Source organism: Promicromonospora iranensis, from assembly GCF_028994805.1.
Lineage (GTDB): Bacteria > Actinomycetota > Actinomycetes > Actinomycetales > Cellulomonadaceae > Promicromonospora > Promicromonospora iranensis.
Genome location: NZ_JAJQQP010000010.1, coordinates 226277 through 244472 on the forward strand (window position 1 = coordinate 226277; position 18196 = coordinate 244472).

Consider the following 18196-nt stretch of genomic DNA (forward strand, 5'->3'; position numbering starts at 1 on the left):
GATTCGGCGACGCCCGAGATGCCCGGCCTGGATTCTTCAGCCCAGCAGCTTCACCACGGCGTCCGCGAGCTTGCCTTCGACACCCGTGCCGTACTTCATCCACAGCGACGGCTCGGTGAGCTCCAGCTCGATGACCATCGGGACTCCGTCGTCCCCCGAGACGAGGTCCACACGCGCGTAGGTGAGCTCCGCGCCTGTGGCCTCCCGGGCCACCGCGAGCGCCCGCTCGGCGACCTCGATCTGCGCGGGCGTGGCCTCGAACGCGGACTTCTCCTCCTCCGCGTAGAGCTCGCTGGTGTCCTCCGCGGGGCCGGTGAGCACCGCGTTCTTGCGGACGGCGTGGGTGAGCTCGCCGTCGATGAAGATGAGGCAGGTCTCGCCGGTGGTGTCGACCGAGGTGACGTAGGGCTGGATCATGACCCAGCGGCCGTCGTCGAGCAGCCGGACGGCGTGGGCGATCGCCTTGCCGCGGGACTCGGCGGACACGGGCTGGTAGCGCCCGGTGTTCTTGGCGCCGGCGCTCACGACGGGCTTGACCACGAAGTCACCGAACGCGGGCATGCGGGTGTGCACCGCACGCTTGGACAGGTGCCGCGCGGGGTCGAGCCAGATGGTGGGGATCACCGGGATCCCGGCCTCCTCCAGCACGCGGAGGTAGCGCTTGTCGGTGTTCCACTCGATGACGTCGGCGGAGTTGGCGACCTGGGGCAGCGACCGCGCCCACGCGAGGAACTCGTCGTGGCGCGGCGAGTAGTCCCAGGTGGAGCGGACCAGGACGAGGTCGTAGGACTGCCAGTCCACGGCGGGGTCGTCCCACACCGCGGGTTCGGCCGTCACACCGCGCTCGGCCAGCGCGCCGATCAGCGGCACGTCGTCCTTGTCGAGGTCGGGCAGCTGGGAGCAGGTGGCGAGGGCTACACGGGCGTTGGTCACGCACCGAGACTATCGGGACCGGTTCGGCCGGGGTCCCGCGCCGGACGCCGCGTGAGGAGCGGCGTCGGTCACACTGCCGGTTCGCGGCCGGGCGCGTCCTCGGGAACGCCGCCGACGGCGTCCTGGGCGTCCGGGCCGGCTCCCGCCGCGTCCGCGGCCCGGCGCAGCGCGCCGAGGATGCCGTCGGCGGTGAGCGAACCGACGACGTCGCCCGACTTCCCCACGACCGGCACCCGGCCCATCGCCGAGCCCGGCAGGGCCGCGACCGCCTCGAACGCGTCGGTCAGGCGGGCGCCGAGCCGGACGGGCGCGGGAGCCGGCTGGACGATGTGGTCCGCGCTCTCCAGGTCGGCCGCCTGCACCTGGGCGAGGGCGAGCATGCGGGAGGCGGAGCCGTCCCCGATGAAGTCGCGCACCCGGTCGGACGCCGGGTGGGCCAGCACCGCGAGCGGGCTCGCGATCTGCTCGAGCGTGCCCCCGCGGGACAGCACGGCGATCCGGTCGCCGAGCCGCGCCGCCTCGTCGATGTCGTGCGTCACGAGGATCACCGTGGTCCCGGTCTCGCGGTGGATCCGCGCGAACTCGGTCTGCAGGTGCCGACGGAACTCCGGGTCGACGGCGCCGAACGGCTCGTCCATCAGCAGGACCGGCGGGTCGGTGGCCAGCGCCCGGGCCACGCCGATGCGCTGCCGCTCACCGCCGGACAGCTCGTGCGGGTACCGCTTCGCGAAGTTCGCGGCCGGCAGGCCGACGAGCTCCAGCAGCTCGGCCACCCGCGCCCGGGTGCGCCGGCGGTCCCAGCCCAGCAGCGCGGGCACCGTCGAGATGTTCGCCTCGACGGTGCGGTGCGGGAACAGCCCGACGTTCTGGATGACATAGCCGATGCGGCGGCGCAGCGCCACGGGGTCGGCGGTCGTCACGTCCTCGCCGTTGAGCAGGATCCGGCCCGACGTCGGCTCCACCAGACGGTTCACCATGCGCAGCGTGGTGGACTTGCCGCAGCCGGACGGGCCGACGAGCGCGAGGATCTCGTGCTCGCGGACGGCGAGGCTCAGTCCTTCGACGGCGACGGCGCCGGTCCCGAACGCCTTGCGAACGGATTCCAGCTCGATCACGGTGCGGGCAGTCATGCCTGAGAACCTACCGGGTCGCACGCGGTAGGTTCTCAGGCATGCCCGGCAACCCCTGGTTCTCCTGGTCCTACGTGGTCGACAACGCGCCCCTGCTGTGGCAGCGCACGGTCGAGCACGCCGGCCTGACCATCGAGGCGGTCGCGATCTCCGCGGCGATCGCCATCCCCCTGGGGGCCTTGATCTCCCGGTCCCGGTGGCTGTCCGGGCCCGTGCTCGGTGCGGTCGCCGTGGCGTACACGGTGCCGTCCCTGGCGTTGTTCGCGATCCTGGCGCCGCTGCTCGGCATCGGCCGCACGCCCGTCCTCGTGGGCCTCGTGGTCTATGCGCTGCTCATCATCCTGCGCAACACGGTGGCCGGGCTCGCCACCGTGGACCCGGCGGTCATCGACGCCGCCCGCGGCCTGGGCTACGGGCCGGGCCGGCTGCTCGTCCAGGTGGCGATGCCCAGCGCGCTGCCGAGCATCATCGCCGGCCTCCGGCTGGCCACCGTCTCGACGGTAGCGCTCGTCACCGTCGGGGTCGTGGTGGGGTACGGCGGGCTGGGACAGCTGATGTTCCAGGGCTTCCGCAACAACTTCTACCGGGCCGAGATCATGACGGCCACGCTCGCGACCATCCTGCTCGCCCTCCTGCTGGACCTCGTCCTGTGGGCCGCCGGCCGAGCACTGACCCCCTGGCTGCGCAGGAGGACCGCATGACCGCCCCCACCGGCGTCGTCGACCAGGCGCTCGTCTGGCTCAACGACCCACTGACCTGGACCGAGCCCGGCGGCGTCCTCGACCTCACCGCCGAGCACCTGCTCATGACCGCGGCCGCCGTCGCGGCGGCGGCCGCTGTCGCGATACCCGTCGGCGCCTGGCTCGGGCACAGCGGGCAGGGCGCCGGTCTGGTCGTCTGGCTCACCAACGCCTCTCGTGCCATGCCCACGCTCGGCATCATCCTGCTGCTCGCAGCAGGCGGGCTGTTCGGCAACACGGCCACCGTCATCGCCGCGGCGTTCTTCGCCGTGCCGGTCCTCCTGGTGAACACCTACGAGGGCGTGCGCGGCGCCGACCCCGACGCGCGCGACGCCGCCCGCGGCATGGGTATGAGCGGCGGCCGCATCCTGCTCCAGGTCGAGCTGCCGCTCGCCACCACCCTCGTCGCCGCCGGACTGCGGACCACCATCGTGCAGGTGGTCGCGACCATCCCGCTGGCGGCGCTCGCCGGGGGCGGCGGCCTGGGCCAGATCATCGCGTTCGGCATGGGCACCCAGCGGTACGGCGAGGTGCTCGCCGGCGGCGTGCTCGTCGCGGCGCTCTGTCTCGCGATCGACGCCGTGCTCGCGGTCGGGCAGCGCCTGGCGACGCCCGCCCCGCTGCGCGCGAGCGCCGGCTAGGGGCGGCGCTCCGGGTCAGCCTCGGACGGCGGCGACCGCCGCGTCGAACAGGTCCACGGGGTCTGCCGTGCCGCCCGACTCGCGCCAGGCCTCGACGGCCGTGTCGAGACAGGCGAGCGCTGCGGCGATGACGGCACGAGCGCGCGGGTCGGCAGTGGTGCCGGGGGCGATGCCGAGCCGGCGCTCGATGTCGGGCGCGAACAGCTCCTGCCAGCGCAGGTGCTTCTCGAGGTGCTTGGCGCGCAGCGACGGCGCGTCGGCGTACATGTCGGCGATCTCCAGCGCCGTCACGGCACCGGAGCCCGGAGCATGCAGGGTCTTGAGCGCCTCGCGGAGCGCGTCCCACGCCGACTCGCTCTCCGGACGCGCCTCGAGCGCGTCGCGCACCCGGCGCCCGAGCGCCTCGAGATCGCCCAGGACGACGTCTTCCTTGCTCCGGAAGTAGTGGAAGAAGGACCGCCTCGAGATTCCGGCCGCTGTCGCTATCTGCTCGACGGTGGTCGCCTCGAAGCCCTGCTCGGCGAACAGGCGCAGCGCCGTGTCGGTGATCTCAGCGTGGACGGCCCTGCGCGTTCGCTCGCGCAGGCTCGGTGTCTCAGACGTCGGCTCCACGGGGGTGATCCTACCCTGGGTGCGAATGCTTGCACCGAGTGCAACAGTCTGCGTACAGTGCAGTATGGCCGACATCGACTTCACCTCGCAGACCACCATCGTCACGGGCGCCAGCTCAGGGATCGGCGCCGCCTTCGCACGAGCTCTGGCCCAGCGCGGCTCCGGCGTGATCCTGGTCGCCCGCCGCCTCGACCGCCTCCAGGAGCTCGCGAGCGAGCTCGAGCGCGAGCACGGCGTGCGCGCCACCCCGATCGCCCTCGACCTCAGCCGGCCCGGAGCCGGGCGGACGCTGGCGAGCGAGGTCGCGGCGCGCGGCCTCACCGTGACGGGCCTCGTGAACAACGCGGGCTTCGGCACCGACGGGCCGTTCCACGAGGAGGACCCGGACCGGCTGCAGGACGAGATCGCCGTCGACGTGGCGAACCTCGTGGACCTCTCACGCGCGTTCATCGAGCCGCTCCGGCAGGCCGGGCGCGGCATCCTGGTCAACGTGGCGAGCATGGCCGCCTACCTGCCCGGCCCGGACATGGCCGTCTACTCGGCCTGCAAGGCCTTCGTCCTCAGCTTCACCGAGGCGCTCTGGTACGAGTCGCGATCGAGCGGCCTTCGTGTGCTCTCCCTCGCGCCCGGGCTCACTCGCACGGAGTTCTTCGACGACCTCCAGGGCGGGGCCTACTCCGGCAGCTACCAGACACCCGAGCAGGTCGTCGGGACCGCCCTGCGGTCGCTGGACCGGGGAAACCGCCGGCCCAGCGTCGTCTCGGGCCGGGGCAACGCCCTGGCAGCGGGAGCAGGACGCCTCTTCACCCGACGCCACGCCGTGCTCCTGTCCGGTTCGGCCGGCGCCCGCTCGCGCAACACCGCCGCGGCAGCACCCGCCGGAGCGGGCCGCAGAATGTAACGGACTTCTCACGAGCCGGTTTACCCCTTGCCATAGTGCTCCGGCCGGGGTCGAATGGGGGGCGATCAAAGCCGTAGAACAGTTGTACGTCACCCACGTTCGGAGACATTCGATGAAGTTCCCCCGTACGCATGTGTCCCTGCCCCGGGCGCTCGGCGCCGCGGCCGCCGTAGCCAGCCTCGCCCTCCTCACCGCCTGCGGCGAGCCGGGCTCCGCCGGAGGCAGCGGCGGCACCTCGACGAGCGCCGGCAGCGTCGCTGCCTGTGAGGCGGTCCCGAGCGACGAGCTGGTGGTCCTCGACGACGACAAGCAGCTGCAGACCGTCGACAACATCATCCCCGCCGTCAACGCGGCGGCCGTCGAGGGCGACGACACCCTGATCCCGCTCCTCGACACGGTGTCGGCGGCGCTCGACACCGACACCCTCATCGGCCTGAACAAGGCCGTCGACGTCGACCGCCGCACCTCCAAGGAGGTCGCGGAGGAGTTCGTGGCGGACGCCGGCCTCGACAACCCCGAGCAGAGCGGCAGCGGCGAGATCGTCATCGGCGCCGCCGACTTCGCAGAGAGCGCCACCCTCGGCACCATCTACGCGACGGTGCTGAACGCCGCCGGCTACGACACCGAGGTGACCACCATCGGCAACCGCGAGGCCTACCTCCCGGCGCTGGAGGACGGCACGCAGGTCCAGGTGATCCCCGAGTACGTGGGCACGCTCACCGAGTTCATCAACAAGGACGTCAACGGGGCCGACGCGGAGCCGGTCGCCAGCAGCGACCTCGACGCCACCGCCGAGGCCCTCACCGGGCTGGGCGAGGAGGTCGGCCTCGTGTTCGGCGAGCCGTCGCCCGCGCAGGACCAGAACGCGTTCGCGGTGACCAAGGCCTTCGCCGACGAGCACGGCGTCGCGACGCTCAGCGAGCTCGCCGAGGCCTGCGGCGGCCTGGTGCTCGGCGGCCCGCCGGAGTGCACGGAGCGCCCGTTCTGCCAGCCAGGTCTCGAGGAGACCTACGGTCTGGAGTTCGCGGAGTTCCGCTCGCTCGACGCCGGCGGCCCGCTGACCAAGTCGGCGCTCCAGCAGGGTGAGGTCACGCTCGGCCTGGTCTTCAGCTCGGACGGCTCCCTGACCCCGTCCGAGTAACGCCGACACCTCGCCGTAGTCGGCGGCCAGTCCACTCCCTTTCGAGGCCTAAGTTTCTCCCTCTTGAAACAGTTCAGAGCGGAGAAACTTAGGCCTCGAAGGGGAACTTCTCAACGCGCCAGATCAGAGGCCGTACGACTCCAGGAAGCGGAGCCAGACCTCGCTGACCGTCGGGTACGCGGGGACCGCGTGCCAGAGCCGGTCCAGCGGCACCTCGCCGACGACGGCGATCGTCGCGGCGTGCAGCATCTCCCCGGCGTCGGGCCCCACGAAGGTGGCCCCGACCAGGACGCGCCGCTGCGTGTCGACGAGCACCTGGGCACGCCCCGTGTACCCGGGTGTCTCGACGCTCGCGCCGGCCACCCAGGCCAGGTCGTAGGAGACCGCCTCCACCGGGATCCCCGCCGCGCGCGCCTCGCGCTCGGTCGGCCCCACCCACGACACCTGCGGCTGGGTGAACACGACCTGGACGCTGGCGGTGTGGTCGGCGGTCGCGGCGTACCGCGACCATGCCCTGCCCTCCTGCCCGACGGCGGGCCCCGGCTCACCGTCGGTCGGCGCCCGGTCCCCCGCCTCCGTGCCGTACCGAGCGGCCACCACGTCGCCGACGACGCGTGCCTGGTACTTGCCCTGGTGCGTGGTCGGTGCGCGGCCCGTGACGTCGCCGCACGCGTACAGCCAGCCGCCCGTGACGCCGGCGACCTGCATCGAGTCGTCCACCACCAGGGCGCCGCCACGGCCGAGGCCCGACTCGTCCAGGCCCACGCTCTCCACGCCCAGGTCAGCGGTGCGCGGCACGCGACCGGTCGCCACGAGGATCTCGGCCGCGGTGATCGTGTCGCCGTCGGTCAGGGTGACGGTCACCGGGCCGGTCGCCTCGCCCTCGGCTCCGGACCCCGCGCCGGGACGCTCGACCGACGCCACCTCGACACCCGTCCGGACGTCCACCCCGAGCCCGCGCAGCGCGTCGCCGACCATCTCCCCCGCGAAGGGCTCGGCGTTCGACAGCAGGCCGCCACGGGCCACCAGCGTCACCTGCGCGCCGAGGTCCGCGTACGCGTTCGCCATCTCGACGCCGACCACGCCGCCACCGACGACCACCAGCGACTCGGGGACGGCGTCCGCCGCCGTCGCCTCGCGGCTCGACCAGGGGGACGCCTCGGCCAGCCCCGGGGTGTCGGGCAGGACGGGCACGCTGCCCGTCGCGACGATCACCGCGTGCCGGGCGCGCAGGAGCTGCGTCGCCGGCGACTCCCCCGTCTCGGCCTCCCCGAGGCCGCCCGCGCCGTCGCCGTCGGACGCACCGGTCCCGCCGGCTCCGGCCGGCGGCACGGTGACCTCGACGAGCCGCTCCCCGGCCAGCCGTCCGTGCCCGCGCACGAGGGTCAGGCCGGCGCCCTCGACCCAGGAGACCTGACCGGCGTCGTCCCAGCCGCTGGTGATCTCGTCCCGCCGCGCGAGGACGGCGGCGACGTCGGGCGCGCCCGGGTCCCGCAGGCCCGGCGTGTCCCGGGCGAGAGCGCGCACCGCGCCCGCGCGCAGCAGCACCTTGGACGGCATGCAGGCCCAGTACGAGCACTCACCGCCCACCAGCTCGGACTCGACCAGGGCGACGGACAGGCCGGTGCGCGACGCGCGGTCGGCCGCGTTCTCACCGACCGGACCGCCGCCGATCACGACGACGTCGAACGTCTCTTCAGAAAGGCTCATGGCGCCATCACACCACGCCGGTGAGACGAGTGGCACGAGGTCGGCGGCGCCTACCTCGCGAGGGTCCTGGTGAAGAACTCGACCGAAGCGTCCACGACGTCGGCCTTCGCCTTCGGGTCGTCCTGGTCGGGCAGGACGAAGCCGTAGTGACCGGAGTCGGCCGAGCCGACGACACCGCCCTCGGCTCCTGGTACGTGGCGTGCGTAGCGCAGGGCGTTCTGCGGGGCGGGCAGGCTCTGATCGTTCGCCGTCCAGGACACCGCGACGGGCACGTCGACAGCAGCGAGGCTGTCGACGTCCACGGGCGCCCCGAGCGGGCAGAGCAAGAAGCCGGCGCGGACGCGCGGGTCGCGATAGTCCGCGGCCGCCTTCGAGACCCACGCCCGGGCCACCTCCTGCCGGTCCGGCAGTGATCCGTACCGTGCCACGATCTCGTCGGCGAGCCCGGGGTACTCCGGCGTGGGCGCCGCCTCGACCGCGCCCGTGAGCATGGCGCGGTACGCCTCCGCGGAGACGCGCGCGCCGCAGACGGCCGCGGCGGTGTACCCGCCGATCGAGAACCCGCAGGCACCGACGGGACCGCGCGGCGCGACGTGGTCCAGGACGAACGAGAGGTCGAGCGGCCGGTCCCACCACCAGACGAAGGCCTCGGCGACGTATCCGTCCACGTGGCTGTTCCCGTGGTGGTCCAGGCCGACGACGTCGAACCCGGCCTCGCACAGCGGCTCCGCCCACCAGGAGAGGTCGAGGGCACTGCCGCCCGTGCCGTGGGACAGCACCACGAGCGGCGCGCTGTCGCGTGCGGCGCGCCACTCGTAGATCCGGACCGGGCGAGGCCCGCCGCCGTCGTGCGCGCGGCGGGACTCGTCGAGAAGGACCGTGACCCGGGGACTCATGGGCGAGGCCTCACGCAAGGCCCGCCTTGCGCAGGGCGTCCGCCATCGCGGTGTCCGCGGGCGCGGGACGGCCGCCGCGGCCGCCCTGCCCGCCCTGCCCGCCCTGCCCCTGTCCGCGCCCGTTCCGGCCGCGGCCCTCGCCGCCACCCGGACGACCCCCGCGCTGGCCACCACCGCCCTGGCCGCCACCGCCCTGGCCGCCCGCGCCCTGCCCGCCGGAGCGGGAGCCGCCGGAGGTGCGGCCATCCGGCGTCACGCCGACTTCGTCGTCCAGGCGCAGCGACAGGGCGATCCGCTTGCGCGGCAGGTCCACGTCCATGACCTTCACCTTGACGATGTCGCCCGACTTCACGACCTCGCGCGGGTCGGTGACGAAGTTCTTGGACATCGCCGAGACGTGCACGAGGCCGTCCTGGTGCACGCCGACGTCGACGAACGCGCCGAACGCGGCGACGTTCGTGACCTGGCCCTCGAGCACCATGCCGGGTACCAAATCACCGAGCGTCTCGACGCCGTCCGCGAAGGACGCCGTGGTGAACGCCGGGCGCGGGTCGCGGCCGGGCTTCTCCAGCTCGGCGAAGATGTCGGTGACGGTCGGCAGACCGAACGTCTCGTCCACGAAGTCCGTGGGTCGCAGCGTGCGCAGCGCGCCGCCGTTGCCGATGAGCGCCTGCACGTCCGTACCCGCCGCCGTCACGATGCGCCGTGCCAGCGGGTACGCCTCGGGGTGCACCGACGACACGTCCAGCGGCTCGTCCCCGCCCGAGACCTTGAGGAAGCCCGCGCACTGCTCGAACGCCTTGGGCCCCAGCCGCGGCACCTTCTTCAGCGCCGCACGCGACGGGTAGGGCCCGTTGGCGTCGCGGTAGGACACGATGTTCTCCGCGAGCGTCGAGGTGATGCCCGAGACACGCGAGAGCAGCGGCACCGACGCGGTGTTGAGGTCGACGCCGACGCCGTTCACGCAGTCCTCGACGACCGCGTCCAGCGACCGCGACAGCTTGGTCTCGGTGATGTCGTGCTGGTACTGACCCACGCCGATCGACTTGGGGTCGATCTTCACGAGCTCGGCGAGCGGGTCCTGCAGGCGGCGTGCGATCGACACGGCGCCCCGGATGGACACGTCGAGGTCGGGCAGCTCCGCCGAGGCGAACGCGGAGGCGGAGTACACCGAGGCGCCCGCCTCGCTCACCATCACCTTGGTCAGGTTCAGCTGCGGGGCCATCTTGATCAGGTCGGCGGCCAGCTTGTCCGTCTCGCGGGACGCCGTCCCGTTGCCGATCGAGACGAGCTCGACCTTGTGCTTCTGGCACAGCGCAGCCAGCGTGGCCAGGGACTCGTCCCACTTGTTGCGAGGTGCATGCGGGTAGATCGTCGCGTGCTCCACGACCTTGCCCGTCTCGTCCACGACGGCGACCTTCACGCCCGTGCGCAGGCCCGGGTCCAGCGCCAGGGTCGGTCGTGTCCCTGCCGGTGCCGCGAGCAGCAGGTCCCGAAGGTTCGACGCAAAGATTCGCACCGCCTCGTCCTCCGCCTCCGAGCGCAGCCGCAGCCGCACGTCGATGCCGAGGTGCACGAGGATCTTCGTGCGCCAGGCCCAGCGGACGGTGTCGGCGAGCCAGCGGTCGGCGGGGCGCCCCTGGTTGGTGATGCCGAACTGGTGCGCGATCGTCGCCTCGTACGACGTGGGCACGCCGGCCTCGATGCCCTCCTCCGGCTCGATGGTCAGGTCCAGCACGTCCTCCTTCTCGCCCCGGAACAGGGCGAGCACGCGGTGCGACGGCAGGCTGGACAGCGCCTCGGCGAAGTCGAAGTAGTCGGAGAACTTGGCGCCCTTGTCCTGGGCGCCGTCACGGACCGTGGACAGCATGCGGCCGCGCTTCCAGAGCCGTTCGCGCAGCGTGCCGATCAGGTCGGCGTCCTCACCCATGCGCTCGACGAGGATCGCACGGGCGCCGGCGAGCGCCGCGTCGGCGTCAGCCACGCCCTTGTCGGCGTCGACGTAGGGGCCGGCGGCCTCCGTCGGGTCGAGCGACGGGTCGTCGAGGAGCGCGAGGGCGAGCGGCTCCAGGCCGGCCTCGCGTGCGATCTGCGCCTTGGTGCGCCGCTTCGGCTTGAAGGGCAGGTAGATGTCCTCCAGGCGGGACTTGGTCTCCGCCGACAAGATCTGGGCACGCAGCTCGTCCGTGAGCTTGCCCTGCTCCTCCACCGACGACAGGATCGCCGTGCGCCGTTCCTCCAGCTCGCGCAGGTACCGCAGCCGCTCCTCGAGCGTGCGCAGCTGCGCGTCGTCGAGCGTGCCCGTGACCTCCTTGCGGTAGCGGGCGATGAACGGCACGGTCGCGCCGCCGTCGAGCAGGTCGACGGCCGCCGTCACCTGCCCTTCCCGAACACCCAGCTCCTCGGCGATCCGCCGGTTGATGCTTGCCACTTGTTCCCTTACGTCACGTCTGGAAGGTCGGGACAGATTGTGCCTGGCACCACTGACACTTGTCGCCTCCTGCGGTGCGTGTCCGGATGCAAGGCCGAGGCTCGTCGCCACACAGACGGGTCAGACCCAGCGTCGGCACCACCGGAGGAGCCACAGTGCAGCGTCGCCACGCCGTCCCTCGCGTCACCCACCGCCGGACGACGGTGCTCACGGCGGTGGTCGCCGCAGCGGCCCTCGCCGTCACCGCCTGCTCCGGCCCCGACCTCGCCGAGGGCCTGGAACGGTCGGACGCGGCGCGCCACGTCGTCACGCTCGCCGACGCCTCCGCGAGCGCCGACGCCGTCGCCGCGACCGAGCACCTGGGCCTGCTCGCGCTGCGCGTGAGCGCCGAGCCGGAGGAGAACGCCCTGGTCTCCCCCGCGTCGCTCGCCCTCGCCCTGGCGCTGCTCGCCGAAGGTGCCCGCGGCGAGACCGCGGACTCCCTGGACGCGGCGCTCGGCGCCTCCGGCGAGGACCGCACCTCCGCCTACAACGCGCTCCAGGGTGCGCTGGCGGCCCACGACGGCGACCCGGACGTGGTGCGGGACGACGACCTGCCCGACGAGCCGGTGCTGCACCTGGCGAACCAGGCGGTGCTGGACGACCAGCTCACGGTCGAGCAGGACTACCTCGACGCGCTCGCGTCCGCGTTCGGTGCCGGTGTCCAGCGCACCGACCTGAGCAGCGGCGAGGGCACACGGGTCCTGGACTCCTGGGTCGACCACCACACGGGTGGCCTGATCGAGGAGTCGGCCATCCAGCCCGACCCCTGGCTGCGCCTGGTGCTGCAGAACGCGGTCCTGCTCGCGGTGCGCTGGGAGACGCCGTTCCAGGAGCACGCCACGAGCGACGAGGACTTCACCGGGCCGGCCGGCACGCGGCCCACCGAGATGCTGCACGGCGCGGAGTCCTGGGCCTACGCGGAGAGCGGCGGGTGGGCCGCCGTCCGGCTGCCCTATGTCGACGCGTTCCACGCGGACGTGCTCCTGCCCCCGGCCGGCACCGACCCGGCGGAGGTCTCGCCCGAGATCCTGACCACCCTCGTCGATGCCCTCGGTACGGCGGAACCGCGGACCGTCGCCCTCGCCATGCCGACCCTGGAGCTGAAGCCGCCCGCCCTGGACCTCGCCCCCGTGCTGGCGGAGGCCGGGCTGGGCGGCCTCTACGACGGCCCCGACCTGTCCGGCGTCACGACCACGGAGCCGCTGCAGGTCAGCCAGGCGTTCCAGCAGGCCTCCCTGAGCCTGGACGAGGAGGGCACCGTCGCGGCCGCCGTGACCGAGATCGGCACCGAGACCAGCGGCATGCCGGCCGAGCCGGAGATCCGGATGACCGTCGACCGTCCCTACCTGCTGCGGATCGCCCACACCGGCACGAGCCTCCCCCTGTTCCTGGCGGCCGTGCGCAGCCCGCAGCACTGACCATTGACCGGAGCAACCCACCGCCAGTAGCGTGCGCAGCAAAACGGGTGAAACCGCATTTATGCGGCCGGATCCCCCGAGCACGAGGAGGTGCTCCGTGGCGTTGTCGTTCCTCGACCGCGAGCACACGGTGGCCAGGCCCGGCTACAGCAGGTGGCTCATCCCGCCGGCGGCGCTCGCCATCCACCTGTGCATCGGCCAGGCGTATGCCACCAGCGTCTACAAGAACGCGCTGGTCACCCACTTCGAGTCGAGCCTGACGGCGATCGGCGTCATCTTCTCCATCGCGATCGTCATGCTCGGCCTCTCGGCGGCGGTGCTGGGCACCTGGGTGGAACGCGTGGGGCCGCGTGCTGCGATGTTCGCGTCCGCGTGCCTCTGGGCCTCCGGGTTCCTGGTCGGGGCGCTCGGCATCGCGACGTCGCAGCTGTGGCTCGTCTACCTCGGCTACGGCGTCATCGGCGGGATCGGGCTCGGTATCGGCTACATCTCTCCCGTGTCGACCCTGATCAAGTGGTTCCCGGACCGGCCGGGCCTGGCCACCGGCATGGCGATCATGGGGTTCGGTGGCGGTGCGCTCGTCGCCTCGCCCCTGTCGCGGCAGCTCATGGCGTTCTACGACAGCGGCTACGACCCCGCCGACCCCACGTCCGTGGCGTCCGGCAGTTCCGTCACCTCGCTCTTCGTGACCCTCGGCACCGTGTACTTCCTCGTGATGATGCTCGGGGTGTTCACGGTGAAGGTCCCGCCGCCCGGCTGGTCACCCGCCGGTTTCGACGCCGGCGCGGTGGCGGCCAAACCGATGGTGTCGACCGCGAACGTCTCGGCGGCCAACGCCATCAGGACCCCGCAGTTCTGGCTCCTGTGGACGGTCCTGTTCTGCAACGTGACCGCGGGCATCGGCATCCTCGAGCAGGCTGCCCCGATGATCCAGGACTTCTTCCGGGACGGCGACACCTCCTCCGTCGCGCCGACCACGGCGGCCGGCTTCGTCGCGTTCCTGTCCCTGTTCAACATGGCGGGCCGCTTCGTGTGGTCGTCGACGTCGGACTACATCGGCCGCAGACCGACCTACATCATGTACCTCGGCGTCGGGATGGTCCTCTACGTGCTGCTGGCCACGGTGGGGCACCTCTCCACGCTGGTCTTCGTGCTCGTCGCGGCAGTGATCCTCTCCTTCTACGGCGGTGGTTTCGCCACGGTCCCCGCCTACCTGCGCGACCTGTTCGGCACGTTCCAGGTCGGCGCCATCCACGGCCGCCTGCTCACCGCATGGTCCGCGGCGGGCATCGCCGGGCCGCTGATCATCAACGGGTTCCTCGACGCGCAGGGGACACCGGGCGAGCTGGTCGCGGCCGACTACCGGCCCGCGCTGTTCACCATGGTCGGCGTGCTCGCGCTGGGCTTCGTCGCCAACATCCTGGTCCGTCCCGTGGCCGAGCGGTTCCACGAGGCGCCGAGCCGCACCGATGCGTTCACCGAAGGAAAGGTGTGACCATGCCGGAGCAGACCACCGAGCAGCCGGCCCCGGAGCCGACGGCGAACCAGGTGCCGCGCCTGATCGTCACGTGGCTGGTCGTCACCGCCCCACTGGCCTACGGCTTGTTCCAGACGGTCAAGGGCGTCGTCCCGCTGTTCGCGGAGTGACCACCTCGGCCCGGTTCGTGATGCGCCGCAGGGTGGAGTTTCGGCCTGCCCCGAAGCATTCACCCGGAGCCGAACGTCGTCGCGGGGGAGCCGCCCGGATCACTAGATTCCGAGTGCCCCGCGAAAGAGCCCGGCACGGGGTCGGGCGAGGTGAGCGCGGGGCAGGACGGAAGATCCGATGTCACTCCAGAAGCGCGCACTCGCCGCACTGTCGGGTGTGCTGATGGTGTTCCTCGTCGCTCTCGGGGGTATCCCGGCGGCACAGGCATCCGACGGCACTCCGGATGGCACCCGCGTCACCAGCGCGTCCGACGACGGACAGGGGCTGCGGGCGGCAGCCGCGGCACGTTCGGCGGGCTCCGACGCGGGGACGCTGGCCAACCCGGGCGTGTCTCCGGCGCCGGAGAACACGTTCTCCAACCGGACCTACAGCCAGGCGATCAACCTGGTGAACACCTGCCCGAGCGGCCGCTTCTGCACGTACCAGCAGCAGGACAACGGCCAGTACCGGGTGTACGACTTCTACCGGTGCACCGACTACCAGCTCTCGAACTGGTTCGACAGCCGCATGGCGAAGAACAACCAGACCGGCGGCGTGACCGTCCGGTTGCTGGGATCGAACGGACAGCAGGTCGACACGGTCACGGCAGGCCAGTACAAGGCCGTGAACTGGAACCCGGTCTGGACCATCCGGCTCTGCGGCTGACCGGCCGACGGACGGCACGCCCCGTGCGCCGATGTCTGGCGCGCGGGGCGTGCCGCGCGCGCGCCCGCCCCTCAGGACGGCGAGCTGCTCAGCAGCCCGTAGCCCAGCGCGGTGAGCTCGTGCGAGGTCCGGTTGCCGCACCGGGTGGAGCGGATCAGACCGGCCCTGCGCAGCACGGTCGCATGCTCCGACGCGGAGGCCAGTGATGCTCCGAGCCGCCGGGCCAGTCCGGACGTCGTCGTCGGGCGCACGAGCGCCTGCAGCGCGGCGGCCCGCGTCCGGCCCAGCAGCCGGGCGAGCGGCGCCTGTGCGTCGGCTGCTGCCGGAGCACCGACGAGGCTCACGCCATGCTCGATCGGGAAGAGGAGCACCGGCTCGAGCTCCGGATCGGCAAAGGTCATGGGCTTGCGCCAGCAGAAGTAGGAGGGGACCAGCCGCAGCCCGCGTCCGGCCAGGTGGACGTCCCGGTCCACGGTCGGGTTGTCGATCAGCAGGACAGGAGCGTCCCAGACGACGGTCGGGTGCAGGGACGACAGCACTCCTTCCACGCCTCTCGCCGCGAGCACGCGAGCGCGGACCATGAGGTCGACGTCCACCGCGGCACGGATCCGGGTCCAGTACGGCTCGATCGCGTGGGAGTGGTACGCGGTCATCGTGGCGCCCAGACCGTCCACCGCCTTCACCAGGCCGTTCCGCAGGTCCGTCGCCCACGCCGACACCGGTTTCTGCGCGCTGAGGCGGTCCAGGTCGGTCCGCAGGCGGTCCCGGTGCGTGAAGAGGACGCCGTCCAGCCCGTCGACGAAGTCGGTCGTCCCGGCGGGCGGTGTCAGGAAGTCCGGCGAGTACCCGCGGGAAGGTGTCAGGTGCAGGTACGGCAGGGCGAGCCGAGGCAGGTCGGCGACCACCTGCGCGCGCCACGCTCCGAACGTCCGGGCACCATGGAGCTCGTTGACCAGGTGGGCGCTGAGCATGGTCTCCCACATCGGGTCGGGTCCGGACGCGATCCGGACCCGGGCCAGGTCGTCGGACGTGAAATGGAACCGGAGCATGTTCTCCCTCACGTGGTGCGCATCGTCGCGTAGCCCTGCAGCAAGCAGGCGGGTGTCCTCTGAGTGAGAAGTGGTCTGGCGGGCGATCTTCGTACATGCGGCTTGGTGGCGCCTCAGAGCACGGAGCCCCGGAGCGGCCGGCGCCGTCGGCCACCAGCAGACCGCGGAGGGACAGGCACGGGCCATCGTTTCGGCCACCGTCGAATCGTCTTCCGGGTGGACCCGGAGCGGCACACACTGGTCCCGTGGCGATCCACATCACGATGACGACCGACGTCCTGGCCCGGTCGCGCTTCGTCGTGTCGCCCGCGCACGAGGTCGTGAGCGCGGTCCGCCTGCGAGGCCGGCACCCGGCCCCGCATGCCCGCGCCTGGTACGAGCTCGCGGCGTGCCGGATGGACCGGGGCCTCCTCGCGGTCCTGGAGGCGCTGGTACCCGACGAGCACGACTACGTGTCCGACTTCCTCGCACCACCGCCGGAGCCCGGAGACACCATCGCGCGCCAGGCCGCCCGGATCGCCGGGACGGACCCGGCGGTGGTGGACTACCACCTCGACATCGGGCTGCGGGGCCGCGCCGTCCGGCCCGGCGTCGCGGCCATGCACGGCGACGCGGCACGCTACGAACGCTGGCGCCGCCCCGTGCCGCCGGTCCTGGCGGAGCTCGTGGCGTGCGGGCCCGAGGTCGTCGCCAGGACGGCGGCCGAGGCGGTGCTGGCATTCTTCGAGGCAGGCGTGGCCTGCGACTGGCCGGACGTTGCCGCGCTGCTCGCCGAGGACATCCGGCGGCGCGGTGAACTGGTCGCCGCACGAGGCGCCGTCGCAGCCCTGACGAGCCTCGGGCCCGGGCTGACGTGGAACGGGGACGGCGTGAGCCTGGCGCGCCGCTTCGAGGGAACCGTGGGCTGGGCGCGCGAGGGGCTGCTCTTCGTCCCCGTCACCGCCCACGACGGGCCGGTGCGGTTCACCGCGGAGGAGCCGTACACGCCGATGCTCGTCTACCGCCCGGACGGGATCGCGCGGCTGTGGGAGCGACAGGTACCGCCGGACCCGGCGCCGGCCCTCGCCGAGCTGGTCGGCAGCACACGTGCGCAGCTGCTCATGGTGCTCGACGAGCCGCTGTCCACCCGCGATCTCAGCCGGCGCTACCACTGGTCGGAGCCGACGGTGTCGTACCACCTGAAAGTCCTGGAGCGGTCCCGGCTGGTCGCGGCCGAGCGCCGCGGGAGGTGGGTGCTGTACCGGCAGACTCCGCTCGGGGAGCAGCTGCTCGGCCCGTGCGAGCCGTGAGGTGCGCAGCTTGTACGCGATCGGCACCGCCCGACGGATCAGCGCAGCCGGTCCGCCCGCGAGTAGACGTTCATCGAGTCGCCGCGCACGAAGCCGAGCAGGGTCAGGCCGCACTCGTCGGCCAGGTCCACGGCGAGCGTGGACGGCGCCGAGATCGCGGACAGCACCGGGATCCCGGCTCGCGCCGCCTTCTGCACCAGCTCGAACGACGCCCGCCCGCTGACCTGGAGCACCGTCCCGGCGGCGGGCAGGGCGCCGTCGCGCAGCGCCGCACCGACCACCTTGTCGACGGCGTTGTGCCGGCCGACGTCCTCCCGGACGTACAGCGGCTCGCCGTCGGCGGTGAACAGCCCCGCCGCATGCAGGCCCCCAGTCCGGTCGAAGGCGCGCTGGCGCTCGCGCAGCAGGTCGGGCAGGGCGGCGATCACGTCCGCACCGACCGTCATCGGATCCGTGGCGACCGGCCAGCGCAGCCCGGCCCGGACCTCGACCACGGTGTCCGACCCGCACACGCCGCACGCGCTCGTCGTCGCGAACGCCCGTGGCCGCGGGGGCTCGACGCCGCGCGCGAGCGCCACCTCGACGGTGTTGTCCTCGTCGGGGCACAGCCGCATCGCCACGACGTCCGCCGGCGCGGCCACCGCACCCTCCGAGACCAGCCAGCCGGCCACGAGGTCGAAGTCGTCGCCCGGGGTGCGCATCGTGAGGGTCAGCGCGCTGCTGCCCGGCGCCGGGCCGGGATCGACCAGCCGGACCATCAGCGGTTCCTCGACGGCGAGCGTGTCCGGACGTGCCGCACGTGCGCCCTCGCGGACGCGGACGACGCGCCGTCGATCGGTGACGACTCCCATGCCGCCAGTCTCGCACCCGCACGGACCGAGATGTCCGGACTCTCCACACCGGGTGAAGT

17 protein-coding genes are annotated in these 18196 nt (G+C 72.6%); 9 read left to right on the forward strand and 8 right to left on the reverse strand.

From position 1 onward, the window contains the following. Nucleotides 1–36: 36 nt before the first annotated feature. Complete coding sequence (locus tag LUM46_RS18260; protein WP_274995763.1) at nt 37–933, reverse strand: ATP-grasp domain-containing protein; 897 nt, start codon at nt 931–933, stop codon at nt 37–39. A 68-nt stretch (nt 934–1001) separates the two neighbouring features. Continuing rightward, entirely contained in the window at nt 1002–2063 is a 1062-nt protein-coding gene (locus LUM46_RS18265) for an ABC transporter ATP-binding protein (RefSeq protein ID WP_274995764.1), read from the reverse strand. 41 nt (nt 2064–2104) lie between these two features. On the opposite strand from LUM46_RS18265, the gene LUM46_RS18270 reads away from it, so the two are divergent. Both LUM46_RS18270 and LUM46_RS18275 read left to right on the forward strand, forming a co-directional pair. Then, complete coding sequence (locus LUM46_RS18270) at nt 2105–2764, forward strand: ABC transporter permease (RefSeq protein ID WP_274995765.1); 660 nt, start codon at nt 2105–2107, stop codon at nt 2762–2764. Continuing rightward, nucleotides 2761–3444 carry an ABC transporter permease gene (locus LUM46_RS18275; protein ID WP_274995767.1) on the forward strand — a complete coding sequence of 228 codons (684 nt, stop codon included), beginning with the start codon at nt 2761–2763 and terminating at the stop codon, nt 3442–3444. Before LUM46_RS18270 ends, LUM46_RS18275 begins: the two co-directional genes overlap by 4 nt. Nucleotides 3445–3459: 15 nt before the next feature. Here LUM46_RS18275 and LUM46_RS18280 read toward each other — a convergent pair whose 3' ends face one another. Further along, nucleotides 3460–4056 carry a TetR/AcrR family transcriptional regulator gene (locus tag LUM46_RS18280; protein ID WP_274995768.1) on the reverse strand — a complete coding sequence of 199 codons (597 nt, stop codon included), beginning with the start codon at nt 4054–4056 and terminating at the stop codon, nt 3460–3462. A gap of 64 nt (nt 4057–4120) precedes the next feature. Here LUM46_RS18280 and LUM46_RS18285 point away from each other — a divergent pair, with 64 nt between their 5' ends. Together LUM46_RS18285 and LUM46_RS18290 are read left to right on the forward strand one after the other, a co-directional pair. Next, nucleotides 4121–4957 (forward strand): SDR family NAD(P)-dependent oxidoreductase, encoded by an 837-nt coding sequence (locus tag LUM46_RS18285; RefSeq protein WP_274995770.1) that lies wholly within the window; start codon nt 4121–4123, stop codon nt 4955–4957. Between the two features lie 112 nt (nt 4958–5069). Beyond that, complete coding sequence (locus LUM46_RS18290; protein WP_274995771.1) at nt 5070–6098, forward strand: glycine betaine ABC transporter substrate-binding protein; 1029 nt, start codon at nt 5070–5072, stop codon at nt 6096–6098. Between the two features lie 123 nt (nt 6099–6221). Here the strand turns inward: LUM46_RS18290 and LUM46_RS18295 are convergent, their stop codons facing one another. From LUM46_RS18295 to LUM46_RS18305, 3 genes are read right to left on the reverse strand one after another with little or no spacing between them, the layout of a single operon-like run. Next, the gene (locus LUM46_RS18295; RefSeq protein WP_274995772.1) at nt 6222–7808 is read right to left on the reverse strand and encodes a dihydrolipoyl dehydrogenase family protein; all 1587 of its coding nucleotides are present in this window, start codon (nt 7806–7808) and stop codon (nt 6222–6224) included. A 50-nt stretch (nt 7809–7858) separates the two neighbouring features. Beyond that, a complete protein-coding gene (locus LUM46_RS18300; protein ID WP_274995774.1) occupies nt 7859–8704 on the reverse strand; it encodes an alpha/beta hydrolase family protein in 846 nt (281 codons plus the stop codon). 10 nt (nt 8705–8714) lie between these two features. After that, nucleotides 8715–11135, reverse strand: a complete 2421-nt coding sequence (locus tag LUM46_RS18305) for a Tex family protein (protein WP_274995775.1) — start codon at nt 11133–11135, stop codon at nt 8715–8717. A gap of 155 nt (nt 11136–11290) precedes the next feature. Here LUM46_RS18305 and LUM46_RS18310 point away from each other — a divergent pair, with 155 nt between their 5' ends. The 4 genes from LUM46_RS18310 to LUM46_RS18325 all read left to right on the forward strand — a co-directional run bounded on the left by LUM46_RS18310 (nt 11291) and on the right by LUM46_RS18325 (nt 14948). After that, on the forward strand, nt 11291–12595 hold the full coding sequence (locus tag LUM46_RS18310) for a serpin family protein (RefSeq protein ID WP_274995777.1): 1305 nt from the start codon (nt 11291–11293) through the stop codon (nt 12593–12595). Nucleotides 12596–12698: 103 nt separating this feature from the next. Beyond that, nucleotides 12699–14090 (forward strand): OFA family MFS transporter, encoded by a 1392-nt coding sequence (locus LUM46_RS18315; RefSeq protein WP_274995873.1) that lies wholly within the window; start codon nt 12699–12701, stop codon nt 14088–14090. Between the two features lie 2 nt (nt 14091–14092). Then, nucleotides 14093–14242 (forward strand): MFS transporter small subunit, encoded by a 150-nt coding sequence (locus LUM46_RS18320; RefSeq protein ID WP_274995779.1) that lies wholly within the window; start codon nt 14093–14095, stop codon nt 14240–14242. A 178-nt stretch (nt 14243–14420) separates the two neighbouring features. Further along, nucleotides 14421–14948, forward strand: a complete 528-nt coding sequence (locus LUM46_RS18325) for a hypothetical protein (RefSeq protein WP_274995781.1) — start codon at nt 14421–14423, stop codon at nt 14946–14948. A 71-nt stretch (nt 14949–15019) separates the two neighbouring features. Here the strand turns inward: LUM46_RS18325 and LUM46_RS18330 are convergent, their stop codons facing one another. Beyond that, on the reverse strand, nt 15020–15997 hold the full coding sequence (locus LUM46_RS18330) for a hypothetical protein (RefSeq protein WP_274995783.1): 978 nt from the start codon (nt 15995–15997) through the stop codon (nt 15020–15022). Between the two features lie 245 nt (nt 15998–16242). On the opposite strand from LUM46_RS18330, the gene LUM46_RS18335 reads away from it, so the two are divergent. Beyond that, the gene (locus LUM46_RS18335) at nt 16243–17286 is read left to right on the forward strand and encodes an ArsR/SmtB family transcription factor (RefSeq protein WP_274995785.1); all 1044 of its coding nucleotides are present in this window, start codon (nt 16243–16245) and stop codon (nt 17284–17286) included. Nucleotides 17287–17324: 38 nt separating this feature from the next. Here LUM46_RS18335 and fdhD read toward each other — a convergent pair whose 3' ends face one another. Further along, on the reverse strand, nt 17325–18137 hold the full coding sequence (gene fdhD, locus LUM46_RS18340) for a formate dehydrogenase accessory sulfurtransferase FdhD (RefSeq protein ID WP_274995787.1): 813 nt from the start codon (nt 18135–18137) through the stop codon (nt 17325–17327). Nucleotides 18138–18196: the final 59 nt, after the last annotated feature.

Excerpts from the sequence above, each read along its gene's own strand:
- LUM46_RS18265 (WP_274995764.1), bottom strand. The coding sequence starts at position 2,063 with ATGACTGCCCGCACCGTGATCGAGCTGGAATCCGTTCGCAAGGCGTTC.
- LUM46_RS18270 (WP_274995765.1), top strand. The coding sequence starts at position 2,105 with ATGCCCGGCAACCCCTGGTTCTCCTGGTCCTACGTGGTCGACAACGCG.
- LUM46_RS18275 (WP_274995767.1), top strand. The coding sequence starts at position 2,761 with ATGACCGCCCCCACCGGCGTCGTCGACCAGGCGCTCGTCTGGCTCAAC.
- LUM46_RS18285 (WP_274995770.1), top strand. The coding sequence starts at position 4,121 with ATGGCCGACATCGACTTCACCTCGCAGACCACCATCGTCACGGGCGCC.
- LUM46_RS18290 (WP_274995771.1), top strand. The coding sequence starts at position 5,070 with ATGAAGTTCCCCCGTACGCATGTGTCCCTGCCCCGGGCGCTCGGCGCC.
- LUM46_RS18295 (WP_274995772.1), bottom strand. The coding sequence starts at position 7,808 with ATGAGCCTTTCTGAAGAGACGTTCGACGTCGTCGTGATCGGCGGCGGT.
- LUM46_RS18300 (WP_274995774.1), bottom strand. The coding sequence starts at position 8,704 with ATGAGTCCCCGGGTCACGGTCCTTCTCGACGAGTCCCGCCGCGCGCAC.
- LUM46_RS18320 (WP_274995779.1), top strand. The coding sequence starts at position 14,093 with ATGCCGGAGCAGACCACCGAGCAGCCGGCCCCGGAGCCGACGGCGAAC.
- LUM46_RS18325 (WP_274995781.1), top strand. The coding sequence starts at position 14,421 with ATGTCACTCCAGAAGCGCGCACTCGCCGCACTGTCGGGTGTGCTGATG.
- LUM46_RS18330 (WP_274995783.1), bottom strand. The coding sequence starts at position 15,997 with ATGCTCCGGTTCCATTTCACGTCCGACGACCTGGCCCGGGTCCGGATC.
- fdhD (WP_274995787.1), bottom strand. The coding sequence starts at position 18,137 with ATGGGAGTCGTCACCGATCGACGGCGCGTCGTCCGCGTCCGCGAGGGC.